This is a genomic window from Vibrio owensii, from assembly GCF_002021755.1.
Classification (GTDB): domain Bacteria; phylum Pseudomonadota; class Gammaproteobacteria; order Enterobacterales; family Vibrionaceae; genus Vibrio; species Vibrio owensii.
The window spans coordinates 2,373,848-2,399,699 of sequence record NZ_CP019959.1 but is presented as its reverse complement, the minus strand read 5'-3'; the positions used below and the strand labels follow the sequence as shown (position 1 = coordinate 2,399,699).

The following is a 25,852-nucleotide window of genomic DNA, read 5'->3' as shown; positions in this document are numbered from 1 at the left end:
ACGCCTCCCCCTGGCGAGTTAGCAAGACATGACAACTCAATATGCCGCTAAATGATGTCGCAAGTTGTTATTCAAAGTTTTACGGTAAATAGCGCTTTGGATTCACTGATTTACCTTGATAACGAATTTCAAAATGTAGTTTGACGGATTTAGCACCTGAACTACCCATGGTTGCTATTTTTTGTCCGCTCTTAACACTTTGTCCTTCTGATACCAGCAGTCTGTCGTTGTGTGCGTATGCGCTTAAATAATTGTCGTTATGCTTCACTATAATTAGGTTGCCATAACCTCGTAGCGCATTACCCGAATAAACGACGGTGCCAGCTGCGGTTGAAACGATAGGTTGACCACGCTGTCCTGCGATGTCGATCCCTTTATTTCCTTGTTCTCCCGCTGAGAAGTTACTGATTACTCTCCCTTTTGTCGGCCATAACCACTTCGAGACTTTTTCATTTTTCGCGGTGGTTGTTGGCGGTTTCGGTTTAACATTCTGATTACCTTTTGACCCAACATACTCCTTTGGTTTGGATTGTTCAACCTTCTTTGGCGGCTGTTTTTGTGCAACCTGAGTCGTAGTTGTCTTAGGTTTCTGAGTAGAGCTTTTACTTGAATTTGACGCCTTTGACGTTGTTGATGTTTTAGTCACCGGAGCAGGTTTTGCTGCAACAACAGGAGCGACAACGGGTTCCACTTTGTGGCCATATTTAGGGGCCACATATTTCGGAGCCCAAAGTTTCAACCTCTGGCCCGGAAAAATCGTGTAAGGAGCAGACAATTCATTGTAACGAACTAGATCATTTACATTCTTATCTGTGACGTAGGCTATAAAATAAAGGGTATCACCTTTCTTTACTTCGTAATAACTCCCTCTATAACTGCCACGCTCAACCGTCGAGTAATCTTTATTTAGGCTTGAAACAGGTGCAGGTGAATGAGCCGCGCAACCAACAAGTCCCGCAGCTAACAAACAGCTAATAACAAAACGATGTAATAACTTCTTCACCTAGTCTTTAACCTTTAAGCTAAATCACCTGCAACTAATGGCACAAATCTTACCATTTCTACCACGGTTGACAGATATTGTTCACCCTGACGTTCAATTTTTAATAGTTGTTGCTCATCGTCACCCACTGGAATGACCATCTTACCGCCTTCTTTTAGCTGCGATAAAAGTGCTTGGGGAACACTCTCCGCGGCGGCAGTGACGATAATCGCATCGAAAGGACCTTTGCCTTCCCAACCAAGCCAACCATCACCATGTTTAGTCGATACATTATAAATATCGAGTTGCTTCAGACGGCGCTTCGCATCCCATTGCAAGGATTTGATGCGTTCAACGGAATAAACATGATCGACAATTTGAGCGAGGACAGCGGTTTGGTAACCTGAGCCGGTACCAATTTCTAATACATTGCTGTTCGACTTTAGATCCAACAGTTCTGTCATTTTCGCGACGATGTAAGGTTGAGAAATAGTTTGTCCCTGACCAATCGGCAACGCATTGTTGTCGTATGCTTGGTGCATCATCGCTTGTGAGACAAAACTCTCACGTGGCAAACGATAAATTGCATCCAACACGCGTTGATCACTGATGCCACTGGAGATAAGAAACGCTATCAACCTGTCAGCATGTGGGTTACTCATTAATTCTCTTCCTTTAACCAACTATCCATTGCACGTAATGACTCATGAGCTGTTAAGTCGACTTGTAGCGGCGTGATTGAAACAAAGCCATGTTCAATCGCATAAAAGTCCGTACCAATACCAGCATCTTGCTCTTTACCCGGAGGGCCGAGCCAATAAATATCATGTCCGCGCGGATCTTTCTGCTTGATCATATTCTCAGCGTGATGACGAGCACCTAAGCGAGTCACTTCAATCTCACCAAGCTCTTCAAATGGAAGATCGGGCACGTTTACATTCAATAAACGGTTAGTTGGGATCGGACGAACCAAGTGTTGCTCAACCAGCTGACGCGCAACTTTCGCAGCAGATTCAAAATGCTGTTTGCCGACGAGGGAGAAAGCAATGGCCTGCACACCAAGGAAGTGCCCTTCCATCGCCGCAGCGACTGTACCAGAGTACAGCACGTCGTCACCTAAGTTGGCACCATGATTGATGCCTGACAGCACGAGGTCTGGCAGGTCATCTTTCATCAACTCATTCAGCGCGAAGTGGACACAGTCAGTTGGCGTCCCCTGCACAGAGAAGGTTTTCGGCGCAATCTCAGTAACGCGTAGTGGCTGCTCCAACGTGAGAGAGTTAGAAGCACCTGAGCGGTTTCTGTCTGGTGCTACGATTGTCACTTCAGCAATGCTTCTTAGCTCATCAGCAAGCGCGTGAATTCCCTGAGCATGAACACCGTCATCATTACTGAGCAGTATTCTTAATGGCTTCGCGTTGTGTGAATCCATTTCCATTAATATTCTCTTTCTACCTTTTCTTCGATAACCAATTCGCGCACGATCGAAGTCGCAAAGGAGCCCGCATCCAGCGAGAACGTCATTGTGATGTTGTTACCATCGACAGTCCAAGCTAAGTCTTGTGGCTTGAGTGCGATGTCACGACGGTCATGACGCATACGATTACCACGAATCAATGCCATCAAATCTGGTTCTTCATCTAAGAACGGTTGCTCTAAGGTTAGCGCATCCGCTTGAGTCGGTAGTGCGTTATCGCCCGCCAGTGCAGCAGTGATCGCCACTTCACCTTGAGCAAACTGTGCTTGCAGATCTGCCATGTTACTTGCATCAACCAACTGAGTGCCAGAAGCTGTCTGCGCCACATCACCGTCGATAAACTTATCAAACACACCATTCTCTAGGCGAGCTGAAACAATACGGTTGAAAATCCATGAACGAGCCGCTGACAAGTACATGCTGCGCTTGTTTTGGTTGCGGGTACGAACGTTCTCGCGTCCCCATCGACGTGCTTCTTCAAGGTTGTTGCCATCGTTACCAAAACGCTGACTACCAAAGTAGTTTGGCACACCTACTTGTTTCACTTTTTCAAGACGTTGCTCAACATCCGCTACATCTGTCACTTCAGACAAAGTAACCACGAACTCGTTCCCTACTAAGTCACCAGGACGCAGTTTTTTGTTGTGACGATCCGTTGCAAGGATTTCGATGCTCGGGTATTGCGCCAAAAATGCTGAAAAGTCTGGTGCTTCACCTTTTGGTAAATGCACGCTTAGCCATTGTTCAGTCACAGCATGACGGTCTTTAAGACCTGCCCAGCTGACGTCTTTCGACTTAACACCACAGGCTTTAGCTAACTCGTTAGCAACAAAGCTGGTGTTCTCACCGGTTTTACGGATACGAACCATTAAGTGCTCGCCTTCACCCGTAAAGGCAAAACCTAAATCTTCGCGAACCTGAAAGTGCTCTGGTTGCGCTTTGATTTTTGCAGATGCAACTGGCTTACCTGTTAGGTAAGCCAATGAAGATAAAATGTCTGACATGATGTGTTTCCGCTGATATCACAGCTTAGAGGAGCAAATTGCTAGTTATTGCTTAAACAGAAGTACAACTGCTTCCGTTGCAATGCCTTCTTTGCGTCCAGTAAAACCAAGACGTTCTGTCGTCGTCGCTTTTACGTTAATGTTGTTAATGTCGGTTTCCAAGTCTTCGGCAATCGCTGCGCACATAGCTTCAATGTACGGAGCCATCTTAGGTGCTTGTGCAATGATAGTGATGTCAGCATTACCAAGTCGGTAGCCTTGTTCTTTGACCCGACGGTATACGTCTTTCAATAATTCACGGCTATTCGCGCCTTTCCATTTATCGTCGGTATCAGGGAAGTGGCGACCAATGTCACCCGCTGCGATCGCTCCTAACAAAGCATCGCTCAACGCATGCAGTGCGACATCACCATCAGAATGTGCGATCAAACCTTGTTCGTAAGGAATCGCTACACCACCGATGATTACCGGACCTTCACCGCCGAATTTATGTACGTCGAAACCATGACCAATTCGAATCATTTTCTATCCTTTCTTTATTCGCCGCGCTCACGGCTTAGATAAAACTCGGCTAACGCAAGATCTTCTGGCTGAGTAATTTTTATATTATTCGCATTCCCTTGAACAAGTGCCGGCTTTTCGCCTAACCATTCCAAAGCCGAGGCTTCATCAGTGATGGTTGCACCTTGCTCTAATGCGTCAGCCAGTGCTTGAGTAAGCTGCTGAGTTTTAAACATTTGTGGAGTTAATGCATGCCACAATGCTTCTCTATCTACCGTATGATCGATATCTTGTGCTGCGTTTGCTCGCTTCATTGTGTCTCTCACTGGAGAGGCAAGGATTCCACCAGTTGGGTGTGCGCTACAAACGTCGATCAAATGGTCAATGTCGGATGTTAATACACACGGTCTTGCAGCGTCGTGGACTAATACCCACTCGCTCTCAAGATGTGTTCTTACATAGTTTAGCCCTGATAACACAGAGTCTGCCCTTTCTTTACCACCAGCCACACGAATCACATCAGGATGCTGAGCAATGGAGAGTTCAGGGTAGTATGGGTCACCGTCGGTAATAGCCACGACAACCTTAGAAATTTTTGGGTGAGAAAGCAGTTTTTCCACGGTATGTTCCAATACCGCTTTGCCGTCAATCAACAGGTACTGTTTTGGACGGTCTGCCTTCATTCGACTACCAACGCCAGCAGCTGGCACGATAGCAATATGAGATGGTGAAGTATCCAACATCTTATTGTTCATCCTCACCTACGATTCGGTAGAAGGTTTCGCCATCTTTGACCAAACCAAGTTCGTGACGCGCACGTTCTTCGATCGCATCAAGACCTTGTCGTAAGTCATCAATCTCAGCGAACATCTCGTTATTACGAGCTTGCAGCTTGCTGTTTACTTGCTGCTGCACTTCAATTTCATCTTCTACTGTGTAGTAGTCAGACACCCCGTTTTTGCCAAACCAGAGGGTATATTGAAGCCAGCCAAACAGTAACGTAAGGGCTATAACAAAGATTCGCATATCGTTGCTAACATTCTGTACCGGAAGGGATTAGATAAGGTGACATATATAGCATAAATGCGTGGTTGGCTCTAGGGCAGAAAAAGAGACTCACACGCTCCTTACAGGAAAAAAGCAGCAAAATGAAACAAAGAGACTTCCCTACTCTCTTATTCCTCGTTCTATGGAATCACAAATGAACGTGAGCAAAAGACATCAAAAAGCAAAGTCAGTCCTCATATCGCCAAGTGAAGTGCTCTCGAAGAGCCAAGCCCGCTCCTACCTTTCGAAGAGAAGCGCTCCCGAAGGGCGAAGTCCGTTCCTGTCTCTCGAAGCATAGCGTTCCCATATGTCAGATACAAAAACGCCCCACAAGTGCGAGGCGTTCTTAAAAGCTTTAAGATAAGCCGTTAACTCAGTTAAGAATTAAGCTTGACCTTTAACTTCTTTGAGACCGCTTCCTTGAAACATGGAGGAGCGCGCTCACTTAGAGCTTCCGTCATATAAAAAAACGCCCCGCAGTGCGAGGCGTTTTCAAAAGCTTTAAGTTAAGCGGTTAATTAAATTAAGAATTAAGCTTGACCTTTAACTTCTTTAAGGCCGCTTCCTTGAAACATGGAGGAGCGCGCTCACCTAGAGCTTCCGTCGTATAAAAAAACGCCCCGCAAGTGCGAGGCGTTTTCAAAAGCTTTAAGTTAAGCGGTTAATTCAATTAAGAATTAAGCTTGACCTTTAACTTCTTTAAGACCGTTGAAAGGAGCGCGCTCACCTAGAGCTTCCTCGATACGGATTAGTTGGTTGTACTTAGCAACACGGTCAGAACGGCTCATAGAACCAGTTTTGATTTGACCTGCAGCTGTACCTACCGCTAGGTCAGCGATAGTTGCATCTTCAGTTTCGCCAGAACGGTGAGAGATTACTGCTGTGTAACCTGCGTCTTTAGCCATCTTGATTGCAGCTAGAGTCTCAGTTAGAGAACCGATTTGGTTGAACTTGATAAGGATAGAGTTAGCTACGCCTTTCTCGATACCTTCAGCAAGGATCTTAGTGTTAGTAACGAATAGGTCGTCACCTACTAGTTGAAGCTTGTCACCTAGTAGTTCAGTTTGGTGCTTGAAGCCAGTCCAATCAGACTCGTCTAGACCGTCTTCGATAGAAACGATTGGGAATTGGTTAGCTAGCTCAGCTAGGTAGTGGTTGAACTCTTCAGAAGTGAAAGTTTTACCTTCGCCTTTCATGTTGTAGATGCCAGCTTCTTTGTCGAAGAACTCAGATGCAGCACAGTCCATAGCTAGAGTAACGTCTTTACCTAGTTCGTAACCAGCAGCTGCAACAGCTTCTGCGATAACTTCTAGAGCTTCAGCGTTAGACTTAAGGTTAGGAGCGAAACCACCTTCGTCACCAACTGCAGTGCTGTAGCCTTTAGACTTAAGAACTTTAGCTAGGTTGTGGAATACTTCAGCACCGATACGTAGACCTTCTTTAAGAGTCTTAGCACCAACTGGTTGGATCATGAACTCTTGGATGTCAACGTTGTTGTCTGCGTGCTCACCACCGTTGATGATGTTCATCATTGGTAGAGGCATAGAGAACTGACCAGCTGTGCCGTTTAGCTCAGCGATGTGCTCGTATAGAGGCATGCCTTTAGCTGCTGCTGCAGCCTTAGCGTTTGCTAGAGAAACAGCTAGGATAGCGTTCGCACCGAACTTAGATTTGTTTTCAGTGCCGTCTAGTTCGATCATTACTGCGTCGATTGCAGCTTGGTCTTTAGCGTCTTTGCCAACTAGAGCTTCAGCGATTGCGCCGTTTACAGCTTCAACAGCTTTAAGAACACCTTTACCTAGGAAACGTGCTTTGTCACCGTCACGTAGCTCAAGAGCTTCGCGAGAACCAGTAGATGCGCCAGATGGAGCTGCTGCCATACCTACGAAACCGCCTTCTAGGTGTACTTCAGCTTCTACAGTTGGGTTACCACGTGAGTCGATGATTTCACGACCTAGAACTTTAACGATCTTAGACATTAATGTTTCCTCTCGTTTCAAATATAAATGTCAATTTTAAAGGGCAGCAGTACAACCTTTGCCGCTGCCCGTATCCTTTTACTTCTCGAATTCGCCGCGAGCGTTTTGGCCAGCAGCTTTAACGAAACCTGCGAATAGTGGGTGACCATCGCGAGGCGTCGAGGTGAATTCTGGGTGGAATTGAGCCGCTACAAACCATGGGTGAGCTGGGTTCTCAATCATTTCCACTAGTTTCTTGTCCGCTGATAGGCCAGATACTTTCAGACCCGCTTTTTCGATTTGCGGACGAAGATTGTTGTTTACTTCGTAACGGTGACGGTGACGCTCATGAATTGTCGCGTTGCCGTATAGTTCACGAGCTTTCGTACCTTTCTCTAGGTGACATAGCTGTGAACCAAGACGCATCGTACCACCTAGGTCAGACGTTTCAGTACGTTCTTCAACTTTACCTTCGCCGTCTACCCATTCAGTGATCAAACCTACCACAGGGTACTTAGTGTCTTTGTTAAATTCTGTTGAATGTGCACCTTCCATACCCGCTACGTTACGCGCGTATTCGATAAGTGCTACTTGCATGCCTAGACAGATACCTAGGTAAGGTACTTTGTTTTCACGAGCGTATTGTGCTGCGCGAATCTTACCTTCGATACCACGGTCACCGAAGCCACCAGGTACTAGAATTGCATCTAGACCTTCAAGCACTTCTACGCCTTTCGTCTCAACATCTTGAGAGTCTACGTATTTAATTGTGACGTTTAGACGGTTTTTCAAGCCTGCGTGTTTAAGTGCTTCGTTTACTGACTTGTAAGCATCTGGTAGTTCGATGTATTTACCGACCATACCGATAGTTACTTCGCCAGTTGGGTTCGCTTCTTCATAGATAACCTGTTCCCATTCAGACAGGTCAGCTTCTGGTGCGTTGATACCAAAGCGAGCACAAACTAGGTCATCTAGACCTTGAGACTTAACAAGTTGAGGGATCTTGTAGATTGAATCTACGTCCTTCATTGAGATTACCGCTTTCTCAGGAACGTTACAGAATAGCGCAATTTTCTTACGCTCGTTCGCTGGGATCATACGATCTGAGCGGCAAACAAGAATATCTGGTTGGATACCGATAGATAGCAGCTCTTTAACAGAGTGCTGAGTTGGCTTAGTTTTCACTTCACCTGCAGCTGCTAGGTAAGGAACTAGCGTTAGGTGCATGAACATTGCGCGTTCACGGCCTAGTTCTACAGCAAGCTGACGGATAGCTTCCATAAATGGTAGTGATTCGATATCACCTACCGTACCACCGACTTCAACGATAGCAACATCATGGCCTTCAGAACCTGCAATTACGCGGTCTTTAATAGCGTTAGTGATGTGAGGGATAACCTGAATGGTTGCACCTAGGTAATCGCCGCGACGTTCTTTACGTAGTACGTCTGCATAAACACGACCAGCAGTGAAGTTGTTACGCTTAGTCATCTTGGTGCGGATGAAACGCTCGTAGTGACCAAGGTCAAGGTCAGTCTCTGCGCCATCTTCCGTAACGAACACTTCACCGTGTTGAGTTGGGCTCATTGTGCCTGGATCAACGTTGATGTAAGGGTCAAGCTTCATCATAGTCACTTTTAGACCACGAGCTTCTAGAATAGCTGCAAGAGATGCTGCTGCAATACCTTTACCTAGAGAGGATACAACCCCGCCAGTAACAAAAATGTAATTTGTCGTCATGTTTAACCTGAAATTGGTTGAATGAGGGAAATGGAGTGCTTCTGGACGGGACGTAAATATACCAGAAGCTCCTAACCGCCACAACGTGAAATCTATCACACCGTAATTTTTTATTTTTTGCTTCAAATCAAAGTCGAGTATTCATGCAATTTCAGCTTTGCTCTTCTCGTTTCACTTCATCCCACATTGAATCGAGTTCATCTAGAGTAAAGTCTGTGAGCTGCTTACCGTGCGTTGCAACTTTAGTTTCCACGCCTTTAAAGCGTTTCGAGAACTTTAAGTTGGCTTTTGCCAGTGCCACTTCAGGGTCTTTCCCTAGGTGACGAGACAGGTTCACAGTAGCAAATAAAAGATCGCCTAATTCAAGTTCGACTTTTTCCTCATCCGGAGTAATTTGAAGCGCTTCTTCCATCACCTCTTCAATTTCTTCCTGCACTTTTCCGACGACAGGGCCAAGCGAGTCCCAATCGAAACCAAATTTCGCGCACTTTTTCTGGATCTTTGTAGCACGCGAAAGCGCAGGTAGAGAGTTTGGTATTGAGTCTAGAATACTTTCTTCAGCTTTGCCTACTTGCGCTTTCTCTTTGGCTTTTTCTGCTTCCCAGTTTGCGTTAATCGCTTCTTCAGAATCGAATTCTACTTCTGAAAAAACATGCGGGTGGCGACGCGTCAGTTTCTCATTAACGGTTTCCACCACATCAGAAAAGTCGAATAGTCCCTGCTCTTTCGCCATTTGGCTGTAGAAAATAACTTGGAACAATAAGTCACCCAACTCTTCTTGCAAGTTCGGCCAATCGCGGTTTTGAATTGCATCCACCACTTCGTAGGTTTCTTCGATAGTGTGCGGAACAATGGTGTCGAAGGTCTGCTTTAAATCCCAAGGGCAACCGCTTTCTGGGTCACGCAACTTCGCCATGATTTGTTCTAACTGTTCAATTGGATGACTCATTTTCTGTTCCTTTAAACCTTTCTATCTAAAGAAAAAGGTGAGCAGCCAAAACCACTCACCTTTAATTTGTTTTCTAACTGTTTTTACTAAGTAGTTGGTTCTTCTGGCAAGGCAGCAAACTTATGAGACCCATGAGCATAGCTTGTCTATGAGATGGGGCTGGGCCGGCATTCCGGATATAAGTGCAGCTAACGCCGCTAGAAAGCCAAATACGACGTAAAAATTAGCCTAAGCGTTTCACCGACATTACATCCTTAATCTGCTCAACACGTTTCGAGACGCGTGAGAACACTTCAAGGTTGGTCACTTCAAGGTCAAAGTCCATGATCGACATTTGCGTGCGGTAATCGACGCGGCTCTTCATACTGGTGACTTTGATTTTCTCGTTCGCAAATAGCGTTGTGATGTCTTTAAGTAGACCGCCACGCTCCATTGCTTCAACACGAACCGTCAAGATGTAAGAACCGACAAAGCCGCTGCCCCAGACGGTATCGATGATACGTTCTGGTGCGTGATGACGAAGCTCTTCAAGTTGCTCACAGTCACTGCGGTGGACCGAAATACCACGACCTTGGGTGATGTAACCTGCGATTTCATCACCTGGGATAGGCTGACAACAGCGCGCTAGATGCGTCATTAAGTTATCAACGCCTTCCACTACGACCGCATCTTTCTTCGGACGACTCTGTGCTGGCGCGCGACTTTCTGCTTCTTGCAGTTTTTCTAGCGCTTGCTGGTCTTCTTCTTCCGCGGTTGGCTTATTCACTAACGCGTTGATGTGGTTGATGATCTGGTTGATACGTAAGTCACCACTACCAATACCAACATACAACTCATCGGCACTATTAACGTTAAAGCGTTTCAGTGCGTAGTTATCAGCGTCTTTCAGTGTGGCGCCGATTTTCGCCAGTTCGTGTTCTAGAATTTCACGACCCGCTTCTAGGTTCTTCTCACGGCTTTGCTTGCGGAACCATGCGTTGATCTTCGCACGCGCTCGGCTTGAAGTCACAAAGCCTAGCGACGGGTTTAACCAGTCTCGCGAAGGGTTTGGTTCTTTCTGGGTGATGATTTCAACCTGATCGCCCATTTGCAGTTTATGAGTGAACGGTACGATACGACCCGCTACTTTGGCACCGATACAACGATGCCCCACTTCTGAGTGAATGTGGTAAGCGAAGTCTAATGGGGTTGCGCCCATCGGTAGGTCGACAACATCACCACGTGGGGTAAAGGCATACACGCGGTCATCAAATACCTGACTACGCAGTTCATCCAACATCTCGCCAGAGTCGGACATCTCTTCTTGCCAATCCAGAAGCTTACGTAGCCACGTGATCTTCTCATCGTAACCGCTGCGGCTGCTTGCGCCTTCTTTGTACTTCCAGTGCGCTGCAACACCTAGCTCCGAGTCTTCGTGCATCTCTTTAGTACGAATCTGGATCTCGATGGTCTTGCCTTCAGGGCCAAGAATCACGGTATGGATGGACTGGTAACCGTTTGGTTTTGGGTTCGCAACGTAATCGTCGAACTCACTTGGTAAGTGTTTGTATTTGGTGTGAACCACACCTAGAGCGGCATAACAGTCTTGAAGTTTGTCAGCGATGATACGTACCGCACGTACGTCAAACAATTCATCAAACGCCAGACTCTTCTTCTGCATTTTGCGCCAGATACTGTAGATGTGCTTTGGACGACCACTGACTTCTGCATTGATGCCGCATACGGTCATTTCTTGAGTAAGGTCATCGACAAAGTCTTTGATGTACTGTTCACGGACAATGCGACGCTCAGCCAATTGCTTCGCGATTTGCTTGTAGGTTTCTGGTTGTTGGTAGCGGAAGGCGTAATCTTCGATTTCCCACTTCAACTGACCAATACCAAGGCGGTTTGCCAGAGGCGCATAGATGTTTGCACACTCTTTTGCCGCTGCACGACGAACTTCGTCCGGCGCTTTTTTTACTTCAATCAGGTTACAGATACGTTCTGCCAGCTTGATGACCACGCAGCGGAAATCATCCACCATGGCCAACAACATACGACGAACGTTATCTACTTGAGACGAGGCAGCACCACCATCCATTGTTACATTCAACTGGCCGATTGCCGCCATTTCGTCGACGCCATCGATCAGCTTAATGATTTCTTTGCTGTATTTTTCCTCAAGGAGTTCTCTATCAAAAGCACCGCTTGAGACCAAAGGGAACAGTTGCGCAGCGACGAGTGTCGCTTTATCCATCGACAAGGTGATCAAGATTTCGATCATCTCTCGTCCACGCCACAACAAAAGCTCCGCCTGCTCGTGCTTCGCCAAAATCGATTGGCAATCACGATACACTTCGGTTAAGCGTTTCGCTGTGTTCTTCTCTTGACCTAGGCTAGCCACCCAGTTTTCAAGTTCAAACTGTTCATCTTGGTTTAAATGCGCGCTTCTTACCGCAACCATCTCATCATCCTAATTATTATATTTGTGTGGTTTGACTAACACCATCCAGGTTAGTTCTTGTGCCAAGCTTTAAGCGTTGGCTTATTGACCACCCACCACGTGTAAGTGATCAACAAAGTCCCAATTATCAGGACTTTTCAAACAGTGCCATCGATTCTAGATGGCTGGTATGAGGGAACATGTCCAGCATACCTAATTTGGTTAATTGGTAGCCTTGCTCCAGCAAGCTCTGACTATCCCTTGCAAGGGTAGCAGGATTACACGAAACATAAACTACACGCTGTGCGCCAAGCGCAGAAACTTGATCGATGATCCCACTCGCGCCAGCGCGTGCAGGATCAAGCAGCACTTTGTCGAATTGTTCAGCCGCCCAAACTTGCCCTTCAAAATCCTGCTCAAGGTTAGCGTGATAAAATTGCGCGTTATTGATTTGGTTCAAAGATGCATTATTTGCCGCCTTTTCCACCATTTCTGCCACGCCTTCTACGCCCACTACGTGTTTTGCACGTTTCGCGATAGGCAAACTAAAGTTACCCAAGCCACAGAACAAATCTAACACTCGTTCATCACTTTGTGGGTCTAACCACTCCACAGCCTGAGCGACCATTTTCTGGTTTACTGCTTGGTTCACTTGAATAAAGTTATTTGGCGTAAATGGCACGGTGACACCCGCTTCTTGATAGAAAGGCACTTCACCTTCAATCAAATCAAGCTGATCCGTTTCTGGCATTAAGTAGAGCGATGCATTGTGACGCTTCGCCAATTCCACCAACGAGTTAGTTTCTTTTTCCGTCAGCTTGCTTAGATGACGCAATGTGATGCATGGACCATTATCGCCTAGCACCAACTCTACGTGACCAAGTTGCTCTGGCTTCTTAAACGCTTTTAACGTCGAGTAGATTTCTGGCAATAGCACATTCAACTCAGGTGCGAGCACTGGACAATCCGTCACTTGCGCGATTTGCTTACTCTGTTTCTTGCGGAAACCAAAGTGCAACTGACGAGTCTTTTTATCTACGAACAAGCTCACTCGAGCACGGCGACGGTAGCCAAAAGACTCACCCAATACAGGCGCATCCAACTCGATATCACTGCCGGCAAATTTTCTCATCAACTGGCGAAGCGTTTGCTGCTTGTGCGTCAATTGTTGGTCATAGTTCAGATGCTGCAGGTCACAGCCACCGCATTCATGGTAGTGCGGACAAAATGGCTCCACGCGAGCGTCACTCGGTTTAAGGATTTTAATCAACTTACCGCGAGCGAATTTGCTCTTTTCTTCCACCAATTGGGTTACCACTTCCTCACCCGGTAGCGCACCATCAATAAACAATGGTTTCTTCTTAAGGTAAGCAATGCCTGCGCCGTGGTGATCCAAACGCTCCACTTGTACCGCTTGGTGGCGGGTATTCAGTTGCGTTTTCTTTTTAGGTTGAAAGATACGTGCCATGCTCTGTGCCTGATTTGTGTCTAATTGCTCTACTGCTTCACTATTCTTGATTGCAGCCGTTGTGTGATTCGAGTGACTTGATTATGCTTACCGTTTATCCGGTGACGTCACTTCTTTGCTCAAGGCTTTATCGTGCGCTTGAGAAATAATGCGTTATTTTCCCATATCCAGACTCCGATGTAATTAGATAACATGACCAGATATGGCTTAAGAGCACGTGTAATTACACTAACTCTCGCTCCCACTCTCATTATTGGTTTATTACTGAGCGGCTTTTTCTCATTTAACCGCTACCAAGACCTCGAGAAACAAGTTATCACCACAGGCAATAGCATCATCGAACCGCTTGCCATTGCCAGTGAAACTCACCTACTTTCCGAAAGTCGCGAAGCCGTTCGTCGCCTTATCAGTTACGCCCACCGCAAAAACTCGAAGCTGGTTCGTAGTATCGCGGTGTTCGACGAAAATCATGAGCTTTTCGTCACTTCTAACTTCCATCCCAATTTTGAAGCTCTGATGTTCCCGAAGGATAAGCCTATCCCTCAATTAGGCAATTCGGAAATCTTCGATAACTCGCTTATTCTGCGCGTGCCGATTCTATCTGAAGGTCACTATCTTTCGGAGCTCTCAAATGAGAATCAGGGCACAAAAGCCATCGGCTACATCGCAGTAGAAATGGACCTTTCGTCACTTCGATTGCAGCAATACCAAGAAGTGTTCTCTGCGTTCTTAGTATTGATCCTCGGTCTTGGTCTCGCGAGTGTGTTCGCCTCTCGCCTCATGCATGACGTTACTCAGCCGATCACGCACATGAAGAACGTTGTTGACCGTATTCGTCGTGGTCACCTTGATGTGCGTATCGAAGGCAAAATGCACGGTGAATTAGACCAACTGAAAAACGGTATCAACGCCATGGCGGTTTCGCTGTCGGAATATCACGTTGAGATGCAGCACAGTATAGACCAAGCGACATCAGACTTACGTGAGACTCTGGAACAGCTAGAGATTCAGAACGTGGAGTTAGACATCGCGAAGAAGCGTGCCCAAGAAGCTGCACGTGTGAAGTCAGAATTCTTAGCGAATATGTCTCACGAACTTCGTACTCCATTGAATGGCGTGATTGGCTTTACCCGCCAAATGCTGAAAACACAGCTTTCAAACAGCCAAACGGATTACTTGCAGACTATTGAGAAGTCCGCAAACAACCTACTGAACATCATCAACGACATCCTCGACTTCTCGAAACTGGAAGCCGGTAAGCTAGCACTGGAAAACATTCCGTTTGAATTCAGAGAAAGCTTAGAAGAAGTAATCAACCTACAAGCCACCAGCGCGCACGAAAAAGGATTGGAAATCACCTTGAAAGTGGATCCGAAGATCCCGCAAGGCTTGGTGGGTGACCCACTTCGTATCCAACAAATCCTCACCAACTTAGTCGGCAACTCCATCAAGTTTACTGAGCGCGGTAATATCGACATCAGCGTTGAGATGCGCTCACAATCCGGTGATTCGGTCGAACTGCAATTCATGGTGCGCGATACTGGTATTGGTATCTCCGAACGTCAGCAAGCGCAGTTGTTCCAAGCGTTTAGCCAAGCGGATGCGAGTATTTCACGTCGCTATGGTGGTACTGGTCTGGGTCTGGTTATCACTCAGAAACTGGTAAGCCAGATGGGCGGCGAAATCAGCCTAACCAGTCGCCTACACCAAGGTTCCACCTTCTGGTTTACGGTTCGCTTGCACTCAACTGAAATGCCAATGAGCGATCTGATTGAAGTAGAGCTATTGACCGGTAAGCAATTGTTGTTGGTTGAACCAAACATGCAAGCGGCGTCAGTGACACAGCAGATCCTAAGCCAAGAAGGCATTCTGGTGACCTACCGCTCTTCGTTGCCAGAAAACGACGAGAACTACGATTACGTCTTGTTGAACTTGGCTGCCAACCAAACCTACGACGAACAGTCGGTAGCAGCTTGGATTGAACAAGCCAAACGCATGGCGCCGAGTGTGATCATGGGTACACCAAGTACCGAATTGGCCCTGGCAGATCAAGTGATGAACGATCATCAGATCCAATGTCTGACCAAGCCATTATCACGCCGTAAGCTTTTACAAAGCCTGATCACAGATCATGTTGAAACACCACAAGCGGTAATTGCACCAATTGAGCCAGTGATGAATGAGCGCTTACCACTTACGGTGCTTGCGGTTGATGATAACCCTGCAAACTTGAAACTGATCTCTGCGCTACTAAAAGAGCGTGTAGAAACGGTAACGGCGTGCAGCAATGGTCAGCAAGCAGTGAATCTCGCGACTGAGAAGAAATACGACCTGATCTTCATGGACATTCAAATGCCATTGATGGACGGAGTGACCGCTTGTCAGCACATTAAAGAGCTAGAGCTGAACAAAGACACCCCAGTGATTGCGGTAACCGCACATGCCATGGCGGGCGAACGTGACCGACTACTGGCAGCGGGTATGGATGACTACCTAACCAAGCCAATTGAAGAACATGTACTGCAACAGGTTTTGGTTCATTGGAACCCAAATACTTGTACTGAAAGTGTCGACAAAATCGCGCCTTCTTATGTCGAGCCTGTTGTGGAGACTGCGCCACCAGCACCAGAAAAACCACAGCAAGATGTCATCATCGACTGGCAAGCAGCGTTAAAGCAGAGTGCCAACAAAGAAGACCTAGCCAAAGACATGCTGCGCATGCTGATTGATTTTATCCCTGAGGTGGAAGAGGTGGTCGATCAAGCATTAGAGCAAGAAGACTTCTCGCGTGATGACCTTATCCATGTAGTGCATAAACTTCACGGCAGCAGCTCTTACTGCGGTGTGCCGAGATTGAAGTCATTGTGTGCAACCTTGGAACAAGCGCTGCGCTCAGGGGCTAGTATTGAAGACATCGAGCCAGAAATGTTTGAACTGCAAGATGAGATGATAAAGGTCACTAGCACCGCGAAACTCTATCTTGAGCAGTAGAGAATGACGGCATAAATCAGAGCAATAAAAAAAGCCAGAGCATCGACTCTGGCTTTTTCGTGTTCGGTTGTTAATCCGTAATCAGGCTAAGTTAGGATTCAAAAATCACCGTCGCAACGGCGTAATGACGCTCATCCGAAATGGACAGATGAACATGATTGACACCCATCGACTCGGCGATTTGCTTCGCCACACCGGATAAGGACAATACTGGTTTACCAAACTCATCATTCGAAACTGTAAAATCATGAAAGGTCACGCCTTTCGCGATGCCGGTTCCTAACGCTTTTGAGGCAGCCTCTTTTGCAGCGAAACGCTTCGCAAGGTAGCGTCCTTGTTGCTTCAATTCGGCAAACTTTATCATTTCATCTTGCGACAAAATGCGCTTTGCGAATGGTTCACCCGTACGACCGAGCGCTTTTTCAATGCGTTCAATCTCTGCGATGTCAGTGCCTAATCCTAAAATTGCCATGCTTAAATCTGATTACTTACGAGCCGCAACCATGATGGCTTTCATTTCTGCCACAGATTTTTCTAGACCATCGAAAACGGCACGGCCAATGATCGAGTGACCGATGTTTAGCTCGTAGATTTCTGGCAGTGCTGCGATTGGTGCAACGTTGTGGTAAGTCAGACCGTGACCTGCGTTTACAATGATACCTAGGTCATCAGCGTAGCTAGCGCCAGCTGCGATCTTCTTCAGTTCATCTTGCTGATCTTCTTCTGTTGTCGCGTCTGCGTAGTGACCAGTGTGAAGCTCAATGTAAGGTGCGCCACAAGCTTTTGCCGCATCGATCTGTTGACGGTCAGCATCGATGAATAGAGAGACTTTGATGCCTGCTTCGGTTAGCTTTTGCGTTGCCGCTTTCACTTTCTCAAGTTGACCGACAACATCCAGACCACCTTCTGTTGTCAACTCTTCACGTTTTTCAGGAACCAGACAAACGAACTCAGGCTTAGTTTGTAGCGCAATCTCAACCATCTCGTCCGTTACTGCCATTTCAAGGTTCATACGAGTTTGAATGGTTTCACGTAGGATGCGAACGTCACGATCTAGAATGTGGCGACGGTCTTCACGTAGGTGGATGGTAATACCGTCAGCACCTGCACGCTCTGCGATCTCAGCAGCATGAACTGGATCTGGGTATTTAGTACCACGTGCATTACGTAGAGTGGCAATATGATCGATATTAACGCCTAAGTAGATTGAGCTCATTTTCCGTTACTCCGTGCTCGATATGTCTGAATGAATAATTCGCGACTTTTTAAAGGTTTGCCGCCAAGATACGGCTTTAATGCCATACGTGTAAAGCGTTTCGCCGCTTTTAATTGCTCTTTAGTGACGAATCGCCGTTCGCTAATCGCAATCAATTCATTCCCTAAAAATGTCAGGTTGTCGCGCCTTACTGAAGCTATGAATCCCTTTTGCTCCCGATAACGGTAAGTCATCTCAGGATCGACTGGCTCGCCTGTCCCGGCGCAATGTAAGAAATCGACGCCATAGCCCATTGAAGACAGCAGGGCCAATTCAAAACGACGCAACCCCGGTTCAGGGTTGTCACTCTGAGCCAATTCCGTTAGTGCATGCAGGTAATCATGAAACAGCGCAGGCATCGGCACTTCCGCCATTAACACGCGTCCGACTAATTCATTTACGTACATCGCGGAATAAAGGTTTATCCCGAACAACGGTAAGCCCAAACTGATTGGCTCAGCCTGACGTAAGGTTTTCATCGAACCTTTTCCGGACCATTTCAGCAATAGCGGTGTGAAGGGCTGCAATGCCCCTTTTAGATTGGAGCGTTTGCTGCGCGCACCTTTCGCCATCAACGTGATACGACCATACTCCTCGCTGAATACATCAAGGATTAAGCTCGATTCACTGTAAGGGCGTCGGTGCAATACAAAGCAGCGCTGGAAGCCTTCTGAAGACTGGTTGCTCATTTCAATCAGTGTGCCTAAGTCGGTAATAAAAAATAAGGAGCCAAGTGGCTCCTTATTTTAATCGATATTATATTTTAGTCGATGTTGGAACGAAGTGTCTTCGTTACCAAACGTACAAGCAACCAAACTTATAGGTCGTCGATGTAACCTAGTGAGCGCAGCGCACGTTCGTCGTCTGCCCAACCAGATTTCACTTTTACCCAAGTCTCTAGGTAAACCTTACGACCGAATAGCTCTTCCATATCTAGGCGCGCTTCACGACCAATTGTCTTGATCTTCTCGCCGCCTTTACCAATCACCATTTTCTTCTGACCATTGCGTTCAACAAGAATCAGGGCGTTGATATGGAAACCGTCAGTTTCTGGGTTGTAATCGAAACGCTCAATCTCAACCGTTACCGAGTATGGCAGCTCTTCACCAGTAAAACGCATCAGCTTTTCACGCACGATTTCAGACGCCATGAAACGCTGAGAACGGTCGGTTACGTATTCTTCTGGGAAGTGGTGCGTTGCTTCTGGCAAGTGATCGCGAACGTGCTTGCGCAGTACGTCGATGTTCTTACCTTGCTTTGCAGAGATTGGCACAACGTCAACGAAGTCCATCTTCTTAGACATGTCGGCCATGTGCATCATCACTTCGTTACGATCTTGCACGTTGTCTACTTTGTTCACACAAAGTACAACTGGGAAGTTCGACTTTTGAAGCTTAGTCAGCACCATCTCGTCGTCTTTTGTCCAATGTGTACCGTCGACCAAGAAGAATACTAGGTTCACATCACTTAGAGATGAGTTTGCTGCACGGTTCATCAAGCGGTTAATCGCGCGCTTTTCTTCAATGTGAAGTCCTGGCGTATCTACGTAGATCGCTTGGTAATCGCCGTCTGTGTCCACACCCATGATGCGGTGACGAGTCGTTTGCGGCTTACGAGATGTAATCGAAATCTTCTGACCAAGAATTTTGTTTAGAAGCGTCGATTTACCAACGTTTGGGCGACCAACAATCGCAATAAAGCCACAGTGCTGGTTTTCTGGTGAACTTACTTCACCATTGGATGCAAAAAATGCATCGATATCGAATTCGTTATCAGCCATTTGTTAATTGCTCAAGTGCTGTTTCAGCAGCCGCTTGTTCTGCCTTGCGGCGGCTGGTGCCTTTACCAATGACAGGCTTATCCACACCTGCTACGTCACACTCAACCGTGAACTCTTGGTTGTGCGCTTCACCTTTAATATTAGTCACTGTGTAGACAGGCAGTGGTTTTCTTCTGCCTTGCAGGAACTCTTGTAGGCGAGTTTTTGGATCTTTTTGTGATACGCCAGGCTTGATGGCTTCAAGACGCGAGTTGTACCAGCTCAGTACAATACCGCGCACGGCTTCAATATCACTATCAAGGTAAATCGCACCAATAATGGCTTCTACCGCATCGGCTAGAATAGAGTCTCGGCGGAATCCGCCACTCTTCAATTCACCTGGACCTAATTTTAAATAATCTCCTAGATCGAATTCACGACCCAGTTCCGCCAATGTGTGCCCACGTACCAAAGTAGCGCGCATACGGCTCATGTCACCTTCGTTCACTTTCGGGAAACGATGGTACAGATCATCAGCGATGACAAAACTTAAAATTGAATCGCCCAGAAACTCAAGACGTTCATTATGCTTGCTGTTGGCGCTGCGGTGAGTCAGCGCCAAGTTGATAAGCCCAGCATCCTTAAATTGGTAGCCGAGCTTTCTCTCTAGTTTATCAATTGGAGAATTCATACTCTCTCGATATGTAATGGTTAGTGAATACCACCGACGCGGTTAAAACGCACACCAGTTGGAATCCATGAAGGTAGAACGCTGTCCGCGCCACGATCAAACTCGAAGCTGATCCAGATCGCGACAGCTTTACCGACTAAGTTTGCTTCTGGAACAAAGCCCCAGTAACGGCTATCAGCACTATTATCACGGTTATCACCCATAACAAAGTACTGACCTTGTGGTACAACCCATTCGTTAACTCCTGGACGTGGCTGGTAGTTCTGCACACGGTCACGAGCGAGCGGGTTCACCAAAACTTGGTGTTCCACTTCACCCAATTTTTCATTCATCTGAATCAGAGGAATGCCATTTTGGATGAATTGGCTCTCTTCAACATTGCTCAATTTGACTGGCTTACAAGATGATTCACCTTTCGATTGAATGCATACTTGTTTATCCGCAGAGTAACGCACGGTATCACCAGGCAAACCAACCACACGTTTAATGTAGTCAATGTTTGGCTGTGGTGGGTATTTGAATACCACGATGTCGCCACGCTCAGGCTTGCCAGTTTCCACTAGCTGCGTGCGCCATACTGGGTCTTTCAAGCCGTATGCGTATTTCTCAACCAAAATGAAGTCACCCACTAGTAGGGTTGGCATCATTGAGCCTGAAGGGATTTGGAACGGTTCATAGATAAAAGAACGTAATACCAGTACGAATGCAATCACTGGAAAGATAGAGACGCTGTTCTCTACCCACCAAGGTTGGCTTTCTACTTTTTGTAGCGTCACCGCATCCAGACCATTTGCTGTTTGCGCTTGGATCTCCGCTACCTTTGCTTGACGTTTTTTTGCAAACACCAGCTTTTCTAGTAGCCAAACTACGCCAGTTACCAAAGTCACGATAACTAGAATCAGTGAGAATGTATTCGCCATTAAATTCCCTTATCTAAAAATACGAAAGTGAAAGAGCCGAAACCCTTTCACTTATTTTACTATCTAACGTCTTATGACAGACAAGAATACGAGATAGTTCAACTCTAGTCTTTACCAACGTGAAGAATTGCTAGGAACGCTTCTTGAGGCAGTTCTACGTTACCGATCTGCTTCATACGTTTCTTACCTTCTTTCTGTTTCTTCAGAAGTTTCTTCTTACGGCTTACGTCACCACCGTAACATTTCGCGATTACGTTCTTACGTAGCTGTTTCACGGTAGAACGCGCGATGATGTGGTTACCGATAGCCGCTTGGATCGCAATGTCGAACATCTGACGAGGGATGAATTCTTTCATCTTCTCTACAAGCTGACGACCACGAGTCTGAGACTGATCTTTGTGCGTAATCAACGCTAGTGCATCCACTTTGTCGCCGTTCAATAGTACGTCTACGCGTACCATGTTCGATGCTTCAAAGCGTTGGAAGTTGTAATCCAGAGACGCATAACCACGTGATGTAGACTTCAGACGGTCAAAGAAATCCAGTACTACTTCTGCCATTGGAATATCGTAAGTAACGGCTACTTGGTTACCGTGGTAAACCATATCTACCTGAGTACCACGTTTCTCAACACAAAGTGTGATTACGTTACCTAGGTAATCCGCAGGTACTAGGATGTTACAACGCGCGATAGGCTCACGGATCTCTTCAATGTCGTTAACCGCTGGCAGTTTTGCCGGGCTATCAACATACAAAGTCTCGCCGTTTGTTTGCTCAACTTCGTAAACTACGGTTGGTGCCGTTGTAATCAGGTCTAGGTCGTATTCACGTTCTAGACGCTCTTGGATGATTTCCATGTGCAACATGCCAAGGAAACCACAACGGAAACCAAAGCCTAGTGCTGCTGAGTTTTCTGGCTCGTAGAATAGCGATGCGTCGTTAAGGCTCAGTTTACCTAGTGCGTCACGGAAGTTTTCGTAATCATCAGAAGATACTGGGAACAGACCCGCGTATACCTGAGGTTTTACTTTCTTAAAGCCTGGTAGTGGCTTCTCGCTACCGTTTTTCGCTAGTGTTAGCGTATCACCTACTGGCGCGCCTAGGATGTCTTTGATACCACAAACTACCCAACCTACTTCGCCAGTACGCAGAACATCAGTATCCACTTGCTTAGGTGTGAAGATACCTAGACGGTCTACACCCCAAGTTTGGCCTGTGCTCATTACTTTGATCTTGTCGTTTTTCTTCAGTGAGCCGTTTTTAATACGGACCAAAGAAACAACGCCAAGGTAGTTATCGAACCATGAGTCGATGATCAGCGCTTGAAGTGGCGCGTCTGGATCACCTTCTGGTGCTGGAATTGCTGATACGATGTTTTCTAGAACGTCATCTACACCGATACCTGTCTTTGCAGAACAGCGAGTAGCTTCCATTGCATCAATACCAACGATTTCTTCAATTTCTTCCGCTACACGCTCAGGATCGGCTGCTGGTAGGTCAATCTTGTTCAGGATTGGCACAACCTCTAGATCCATTTCGATCGCGGTGTAACAGTTAGCTAGCGTTTGAGCCTCTACACCCTGACCTGCGTCAACCACCAGTAGCGCACCTTCACAAGCGGCTAGAGAACGTGATACTTCGTACGCAAAGTCAACGTGTCCCGGAGTATCGATGAAGTTCAACTGGTACGTTTCGCCGTCTTTAGCGGTGTAGTTCAGCGTCACACTCTGAGATTTGATGGTGATACCACGCTCACGTTCAAGATCCATAGAATCCAGAACCTGTGCGGCCATTTCACGATCGCTTAATCCACCACAAACTTGGATTAGACGGTCAGATAGGGTCGACTTACCATGGTCGATGTGGGCGATAATCGAAAAGTTACGAATGTGCTTCATAGATTTAGGGTGACTAACTCTTTACAAATAGGGACAGTAAGAAAGCCGTCAGTTGACGGCATTTCAATCAAGTTGGCAGATTCTACCCAATTTCGTTAACGGGCGCACCTTATTTAAAGTTTAGAACTTATTGAATAGGTTCACCGAGAACTCGAATGAGGGTGACTTGACGTTTGGACTCATCTTCTAGCGGGCGTGACACACGTTTTGCGAGCCACATACCACCAGCGGCAAACAATACCGAAGCGAGGATGGTAATACCCTCACCGCCAGCGGTTAAAGGCGCAAGCAGGAAGCTGCCAATCACGGCACCGAGAATCAAACCAAATAGAGGAAGAAGGTAGACCGCCATGGCTGATTTGATCAGGCTTGCTTCAGGGAAGCCAATTTCCACCACCTGGCCAACTTTGACGGATTTTGGGGTACGCAAATGCCACGACAGCGTTTTGTTACCGATGGCTTTGGTAACCACGCCAGTGCCGCAGCTTTTTTGCGATGAACAGCTGCTGCAACTGGTCTGTTGCTCGCAGCTGAGATCGACATCATATTGCTGACCGTGACGGTGAACGCCCGTCACGGTAGCCAATGCAGTCATCATTGCACTTCACTCTTTGTTACATTAAAAGTGACCGATTGTGCGATGCGCTGAGCCGTTGTTGGTGGGATATCACCTACAACAGAGATTTCGTGGTTGCCGTTAATAAAGCTATGTAGAGTGCGACGACCTTGACGAACAAGCTGACCTTTCAGCGAATGCTCATCTTTGTTCGCCACATACACAGAGAAACTAAACAGCCCATCTGAGTACAATTGGCTTTCTACCATTTGGTCGGTCACCGCCATACGGTAGCGATTCAGTTCATTTGGTTGGAAACCTTCTGGTATCCAACCCACAGTCCAATCGCTGGTGCCGATATCGCCTTTCGGCATAGTCAAAACACCAGGTAACTGAACCTCTTCCAAACCACTCATCAGCTCGCCAATTTTAGGGTTCACTGAGTAAGAGATAGTTCGGTACTGTTCAAGCATTTCACCATCGCGATCGACAAGATCAGCACGCAGTGGCAACTTACTCTTCTCATCAATCCACAACACATAAGAATAACGCAAGCCATCTTTTGGCACGATACGTAGCACTTGTGTTGGTACGCCGGCTTCACGGGCACGACCTACTTTTACATAGTCATAGTACAAGTTTAGCTCGTCGATGTTCGCGTTCAGCATCGGCATGATTGGAGCAACCATTTTACCCGATTCGATGGTAAATGGTTCCGCGCCGGTTTCGATGTAGCTTACTTCAGTGCCGCGACGAATAACCTCACGCACAGGACCGCTTAGATACACAAGATGTGCGTACTGGTCTTTGTCGTGAGTCGCATGACGATACAGCAAAGGTTCAATGCTGTTCTTTTTGATAAGGATATAAGAGAGTTCGTAGCTTAAATTCTTGCTCGCCTCGCTCATTTGATGTAATAAAGCCTCCGCTGGCTTATCACCAGCAAAGGCTTGCGAAGACATCAGACTGAACAGAGCGCAAGCGCTGATCAGAAATTTTTTCATTCAATATCCGGAGTCAGATGTGCATCTTGCTGAGACGCATCACTGTTAATTCTTAGCTGCAGTTCGTAGTCACGAAGCATAGCATGAACGCGTTTGCGTTGCTCTTGCATATTTGCTTCACCAACCGAACGCTCTACGGATTCACGCGTCAAGCTTACTGGTTCAGCGCTGCCAGCGAATGGCACGGTTTGAAGCACAGGAAGTTGATCGGCTTGTGGCGACATTGGGTCACTACCACCGTATTGTTGCACACCTAAAATCACAACGAGTGACACACACGCAGCGACCGCAACTTGACCAAACTGGGTCAACCAAGCTGGCAATTGGCGTTTCGCTTTTTGTGGCTCTGGTTGCGACTCTTTTGGCGCGTCGTTAATTGAAATCACGTTTGCACTGCGCGAATCGATAGCACGATGCACAGGCTCGTCTTCTAACGCTAACGCTACGCTTTCAGCAATATTCCACTCAGGCTTTGCTGGCGCTTCGCCTCGCATCACATCACCAATCAGGTGATAGTTCTGCCAAGCATCACGGCTCTCTTGGTCTTGCTCTAATTCTTGAATTAAAGCCTTATCGACCAATTCTCCATCCATGAGAGCTGAAAGTTTTTCTTTGTCAGCCATTGTTTTCACCATAGTTATCACTTGTACTAGCGCTGCAAAAGAGGTTTGATTTTCTTTTCCACCGCCTCACGAGCACGGAAGATACGTGATCGTACCGTTCCCACCGGGCAATCCATTACTTCAGCAATTTCCTCATAGCTTAAGCCGTCAAGCTCACGCAGAGTCATTGCCGTTTTCAAATCTTCAGGTAAGGCTTCGATTGCGCTGAACACTACCCGTTGCAATTCTTTGGACAACGTTAAGTTCTCAGGGTTCGAAATTTCTTTCAGTGCATTACCTGTTTCGTAAAATTCAGCATCTTCAGCATCAACATCCGTCGCAGGCGGTCTACGACCCTGAGCAACGATATGATTCTTCGCAGTATTCACCGCAATGCGATACAGCCAAGTGTAAAACGCACTCTCCCCGCGAAAGCTAGGGATAGCTCGGTAAGCCTTGATAAACGCTTCTTGTGCTACATCTGGAACATCGCCAGGATTACTTACGTATCTGGAAATAAGATTACATACCTTGTTCTGATACTTTGTTACCAGCAGGTTGAATGCTTGCTTATCTCCATTCTGAACTCGCTCAATCAATACTTGATCGGTCAGCTGCTCGTTCATTC

Annotated in this window: 24 protein-coding genes; 1 reads left to right on the top strand and 23 read right to left on the bottom strand. The window is 46.7% G+C overall.

What is annotated here, in order from left to right:
- Window positions 1–79: 79 nt before the first annotated feature.
- From A9237_RS11070 to rlmD, 12 genes are all read right to left on the bottom strand, one after another.
- The gene (locus A9237_RS11070; RefSeq protein ID WP_005436421.1) at window positions 80–1,003 is read right to left on the bottom strand and encodes a peptidoglycan DD-metalloendopeptidase family protein; all 924 of its coding nucleotides are present in this window, start codon (window positions 1,001–1,003) and stop codon (window positions 80–82) included.
- Between the two features lie 14 nt (window positions 1,004–1,017).
- Window positions 1,018–1,644 (bottom strand): protein-L-isoaspartate(D-aspartate) O-methyltransferase, encoded by a 627-nt coding sequence (locus A9237_RS11065; RefSeq protein ID WP_005436423.1) that lies wholly within the window; start codon window positions 1,642–1,644, stop codon window positions 1,018–1,020.
- Window positions 1,644–2,420, bottom strand: coding sequence for a 5'/3'-nucleotidase SurE (surE, locus tag A9237_RS11060; protein ID WP_005436425.1), 777 nt, complete (start codon window positions 2,418–2,420; stop codon window positions 1,644–1,646). The genes A9237_RS11065 and surE overlap by 1 nt, the downstream gene beginning before the upstream one ends.
- A complete protein-coding gene (gene truD / locus A9237_RS11055) occupies window positions 2,420–3,463 on the bottom strand; it encodes a tRNA pseudouridine(13) synthase TruD (RefSeq protein WP_078608182.1) in 1,044 nt (347 codons plus the stop codon). Before truD ends, surE begins: the two co-directional genes overlap by 1 nt.
- A 45-nt stretch (window positions 3,464–3,508) precedes the next feature.
- Window positions 3,509–3,985 carry a 2-C-methyl-D-erythritol 2,4-cyclodiphosphate synthase gene (ispF, locus tag A9237_RS11050; protein WP_005436430.1) on the bottom strand — a complete coding sequence of 159 codons (477 nt, stop codon included), beginning with the start codon at window positions 3,983–3,985 and terminating at the stop codon, window positions 3,509–3,511.
- A gap of 14 nt (window positions 3,986–3,999) precedes the next feature.
- Window positions 4,000–4,707, bottom strand: a complete 708-nt coding sequence (gene ispD, locus A9237_RS11045) for a 2-C-methyl-D-erythritol 4-phosphate cytidylyltransferase (protein ID WP_078608715.1) — start codon at window positions 4,705–4,707, stop codon at window positions 4,000–4,002.
- 1 nt (window position 4,708) lies between these two features.
- On the bottom strand, window positions 4,709–4,990 hold the full coding sequence (gene ftsB / locus A9237_RS11040) for a cell division protein FtsB (protein WP_005436434.1): 282 nt from the start codon (window positions 4,988–4,990) through the stop codon (window positions 4,709–4,711).
- Between the two features lie 698 nt (window positions 4,991–5,688).
- Complete coding sequence (gene eno / locus A9237_RS11035) at window positions 5,689–6,990, bottom strand: phosphopyruvate hydratase (protein WP_009707595.1); 1,302 nt, start codon at window positions 6,988–6,990, stop codon at window positions 5,689–5,691.
- 78 nt (window positions 6,991–7,068) lie between these two features.
- Window positions 7,069–8,709, bottom strand: coding sequence for a CTP synthase (locus tag A9237_RS11030; RefSeq protein WP_009707596.1), 1,641 nt, complete (start codon window positions 8,707–8,709; stop codon window positions 7,069–7,071).
- A gap of 151 nt (window positions 8,710–8,860) precedes the next feature.
- Window positions 8,861–9,658 carry a nucleoside triphosphate pyrophosphohydrolase gene (gene mazG / locus A9237_RS11025; protein ID WP_078608181.1) on the bottom strand — a complete coding sequence of 266 codons (798 nt, stop codon included), beginning with the start codon at window positions 9,656–9,658 and terminating at the stop codon, window positions 8,861–8,863.
- A 223-nt stretch (window positions 9,659–9,881) separates the two neighbouring features.
- On the bottom strand, window positions 9,882–12,101 hold the full coding sequence (relA, locus tag A9237_RS11020; RefSeq protein ID WP_078608180.1) for a GTP diphosphokinase: 2,220 nt from the start codon (window positions 12,099–12,101) through the stop codon (window positions 9,882–9,884).
- A gap of 127 nt (window positions 12,102–12,228) precedes the next feature.
- Window positions 12,229–13,548 carry a 23S rRNA (uracil(1939)-C(5))-methyltransferase RlmD gene (rlmD, locus tag A9237_RS11015; RefSeq protein ID WP_078608179.1) on the bottom strand — a complete coding sequence of 440 codons (1,320 nt, stop codon included), beginning with the start codon at window positions 13,546–13,548 and terminating at the stop codon, window positions 12,229–12,231.
- Window positions 13,549–13,740: 192 nt separating this feature from the next.
- Between rlmD and barA the strand changes: the two genes are divergently transcribed.
- Window positions 13,741–16,539 (top strand): two-component sensor histidine kinase BarA, encoded by a 2,799-nt coding sequence (gene barA / locus A9237_RS11005; protein WP_041058528.1) that lies wholly within the window; start codon window positions 13,741–13,743, stop codon window positions 16,537–16,539.
- 91 nt (window positions 16,540–16,630) lie between these two features.
- On the opposite strand, the gene acpS is transcribed toward barA, so the two are convergent.
- From acpS to rpoE, 11 genes are all read right to left on the bottom strand, one after another.
- Window positions 16,631–17,011 carry a holo-ACP synthase gene (gene acpS, locus A9237_RS11000; protein WP_078608178.1) on the bottom strand — a complete coding sequence of 127 codons (381 nt, stop codon included), beginning with the start codon at window positions 17,009–17,011 and terminating at the stop codon, window positions 16,631–16,633.
- Between the two features lie 12 nt (window positions 17,012–17,023).
- Window positions 17,024–17,755 (bottom strand): pyridoxine 5'-phosphate synthase, encoded by a 732-nt coding sequence (gene pdxJ, locus A9237_RS10995; RefSeq protein ID WP_005426507.1) that lies wholly within the window; start codon window positions 17,753–17,755, stop codon window positions 17,024–17,026.
- Entirely contained in the window at window positions 17,752–18,483 is a 732-nt protein-coding gene (gene recO, locus A9237_RS10990) for a DNA repair protein RecO (RefSeq protein ID WP_005426504.1), read from the bottom strand. Before recO ends, pdxJ begins: the two co-directional genes overlap by 4 nt.
- 128 nt (window positions 18,484–18,611) lie before the next feature.
- Window positions 18,612–19,574, bottom strand: a complete 963-nt coding sequence (gene era, locus A9237_RS10985; RefSeq protein ID WP_005436447.1) for a GTPase Era — start codon at window positions 19,572–19,574, stop codon at window positions 18,612–18,614.
- Window positions 19,567–20,244: a ribonuclease III gene (rnc, locus tag A9237_RS10980; protein ID WP_005436448.1), complete on the bottom strand. Its 678-nt coding sequence runs from the start codon at window positions 20,242–20,244 to the stop codon at window positions 19,567–19,569. The genes era and rnc overlap by 8 nt, the downstream gene beginning before the upstream one ends.
- A gap of 20 nt (window positions 20,245–20,264) precedes the next feature.
- Window positions 20,265–21,164, bottom strand: coding sequence for a signal peptidase I (gene lepB / locus A9237_RS10975; protein ID WP_005436449.1), 900 nt, complete (start codon window positions 21,162–21,164; stop codon window positions 20,265–20,267).
- Between the two features lie 104 nt (window positions 21,165–21,268).
- Complete coding sequence (gene lepA, locus A9237_RS10970; RefSeq protein ID WP_005436452.1) at window positions 21,269–23,062, bottom strand: translation elongation factor 4; 1,794 nt, start codon at window positions 23,060–23,062, stop codon at window positions 21,269–21,271.
- A 127-nt stretch (window positions 23,063–23,189) separates the two neighbouring features.
- Window positions 23,190–23,660 carry a SoxR reducing system RseC family protein gene (locus tag A9237_RS10965; protein WP_078608177.1) on the bottom strand — a complete coding sequence of 157 codons (471 nt, stop codon included), beginning with the start codon at window positions 23,658–23,660 and terminating at the stop codon, window positions 23,190–23,192.
- Window positions 23,657–24,622, bottom strand: a complete 966-nt coding sequence (rseB, locus tag A9237_RS10960; protein WP_009707602.1) for a sigma-E factor regulatory protein RseB — start codon at window positions 24,620–24,622, stop codon at window positions 23,657–23,659. Before rseB ends, A9237_RS10965 begins: the two co-directional genes overlap by 4 nt.
- On the bottom strand, window positions 24,619–25,245 hold the full coding sequence (locus A9237_RS10955; protein ID WP_005449785.1) for a sigma-E factor negative regulatory protein: 627 nt from the start codon (window positions 25,243–25,245) through the stop codon (window positions 24,619–24,621). Before A9237_RS10955 ends, rseB begins: the two co-directional genes overlap by 4 nt.
- Before the next feature lie 26 nt (window positions 25,246–25,271).
- Window positions 25,272–25,850, bottom strand: coding sequence for an RNA polymerase sigma factor RpoE (gene rpoE, locus A9237_RS10950; protein ID WP_005436461.1), 579 nt, complete (start codon window positions 25,848–25,850; stop codon window positions 25,272–25,274).
- Between the last annotated feature and the right edge of the window lie 2 nt (window positions 25,851–25,852).

Bases quoted from the DNA above. Each gene is read 5' to 3' on its own strand.
- A9237_RS11065 (WP_005436423.1), bottom strand. From the start codon at position 1,644: ATGAGTAACCCACATGCTGACAGGTTGATAGCGTTTCTTATCTCCAGT.
- surE (WP_005436425.1), bottom strand. From the start codon at position 2,420: ATGGAAATGGATTCACACAACGCGAAGCCATTAAGAATACTGCTCAGT.
- truD (WP_078608182.1), bottom strand. From the start codon at position 3,463: ATGTCAGACATTTTATCTTCATTGGCTTACCTAACAGGTAAGCCAGTT.
- ispF (WP_005436430.1), bottom strand. From the start codon at position 3,985: ATGATTCGAATTGGTCATGGTTTCGACGTACATAAATTCGGCGGTGAA.
- ispD (WP_078608715.1), bottom strand. From the start codon at position 4,707: ATGTTGGATACTTCACCATCTCATATTGCTATCGTGCCAGCTGCTGGC.
- ftsB (WP_005436434.1), bottom strand. From the start codon at position 4,990: ATGCGAATCTTTGTTATAGCCCTTACGTTACTGTTTGGCTGGCTTCAA.
- eno (WP_009707595.1), bottom strand. From the start codon at position 6,990: ATGTCTAAGATCGTTAAAGTTCTAGGTCGTGAAATCATCGACTCACGT.
- A9237_RS11030 (WP_009707596.1), bottom strand. From the start codon at position 8,709: ATGACGACAAATTACATTTTTGTTACTGGCGGGGTTGTATCCTCTCTA.
- mazG (WP_078608181.1), bottom strand. From the start codon at position 9,658: ATGAGTCATCCAATTGAACAGTTAGAACAAATCATGGCGAAGTTGCGT.
- relA (WP_078608180.1), bottom strand. From the start codon at position 12,101: ATGGTTGCGGTAAGAAGCGCGCATTTAAACCAAGATGAACAGTTTGAA.
- rlmD (WP_078608179.1), bottom strand. From the start codon at position 13,548: ATGGCACGTATCTTTCAACCTAAAAAGAAAACGCAACTGAATACCCGC.
- barA (WP_041058528.1), top strand. From the start codon at position 13,741: ATGACCAGATATGGCTTAAGAGCACGTGTAATTACACTAACTCTCGCT.
- acpS (WP_078608178.1), bottom strand. From the start codon at position 17,011: ATGGCAATTTTAGGATTAGGCACTGACATCGCAGAGATTGAACGCATT.
- pdxJ (WP_005426507.1), bottom strand. From the start codon at position 17,755: ATGAGCTCAATCTACTTAGGCGTTAATATCGATCATATTGCCACTCTA.
- recO (WP_005426504.1), bottom strand. From the start codon at position 18,483: ATGAGCAACCAGTCTTCAGAAGGCTTCCAGCGCTGCTTTGTATTGCAC.
- era (WP_005436447.1), bottom strand. From the start codon at position 19,574: ATGGCTGATAACGAATTCGATATCGATGCATTTTTTGCATCCAATGGT.
- rnc (WP_005436448.1), bottom strand. From the start codon at position 20,244: ATGAATTCTCCAATTGATAAACTAGAGAGAAAGCTCGGCTACCAATTT.
- lepB (WP_005436449.1), bottom strand. From the start codon at position 21,164: ATGGCGAATACATTCTCACTGATTCTAGTTATCGTGACTTTGGTAACT.
- lepA (WP_005436452.1), bottom strand. From the start codon at position 23,062: ATGAAGCACATTCGTAACTTTTCGATTATCGCCCACATCGACCATGGT.
- A9237_RS10965 (WP_078608177.1), bottom strand. From the start codon at position 23,660: ATGATGACTGCATTGGCTACCGTGACGGGCGTTCACCGTCACGGTCAG.
- rseB (WP_009707602.1), bottom strand. From the start codon at position 24,622: ATGAAAAAATTTCTGATCAGCGCTTGCGCTCTGTTCAGTCTGATGTCT.
- A9237_RS10955 (WP_005449785.1), bottom strand. From the start codon at position 25,245: ATGGCTGACAAAGAAAAACTTTCAGCTCTCATGGATGGAGAATTGGTC.
- rpoE (WP_005436461.1), bottom strand. From the start codon at position 25,850: ATGAACGAGCAGCTGACCGATCAAGTATTGATTGAGCGAGTTCAGAAT.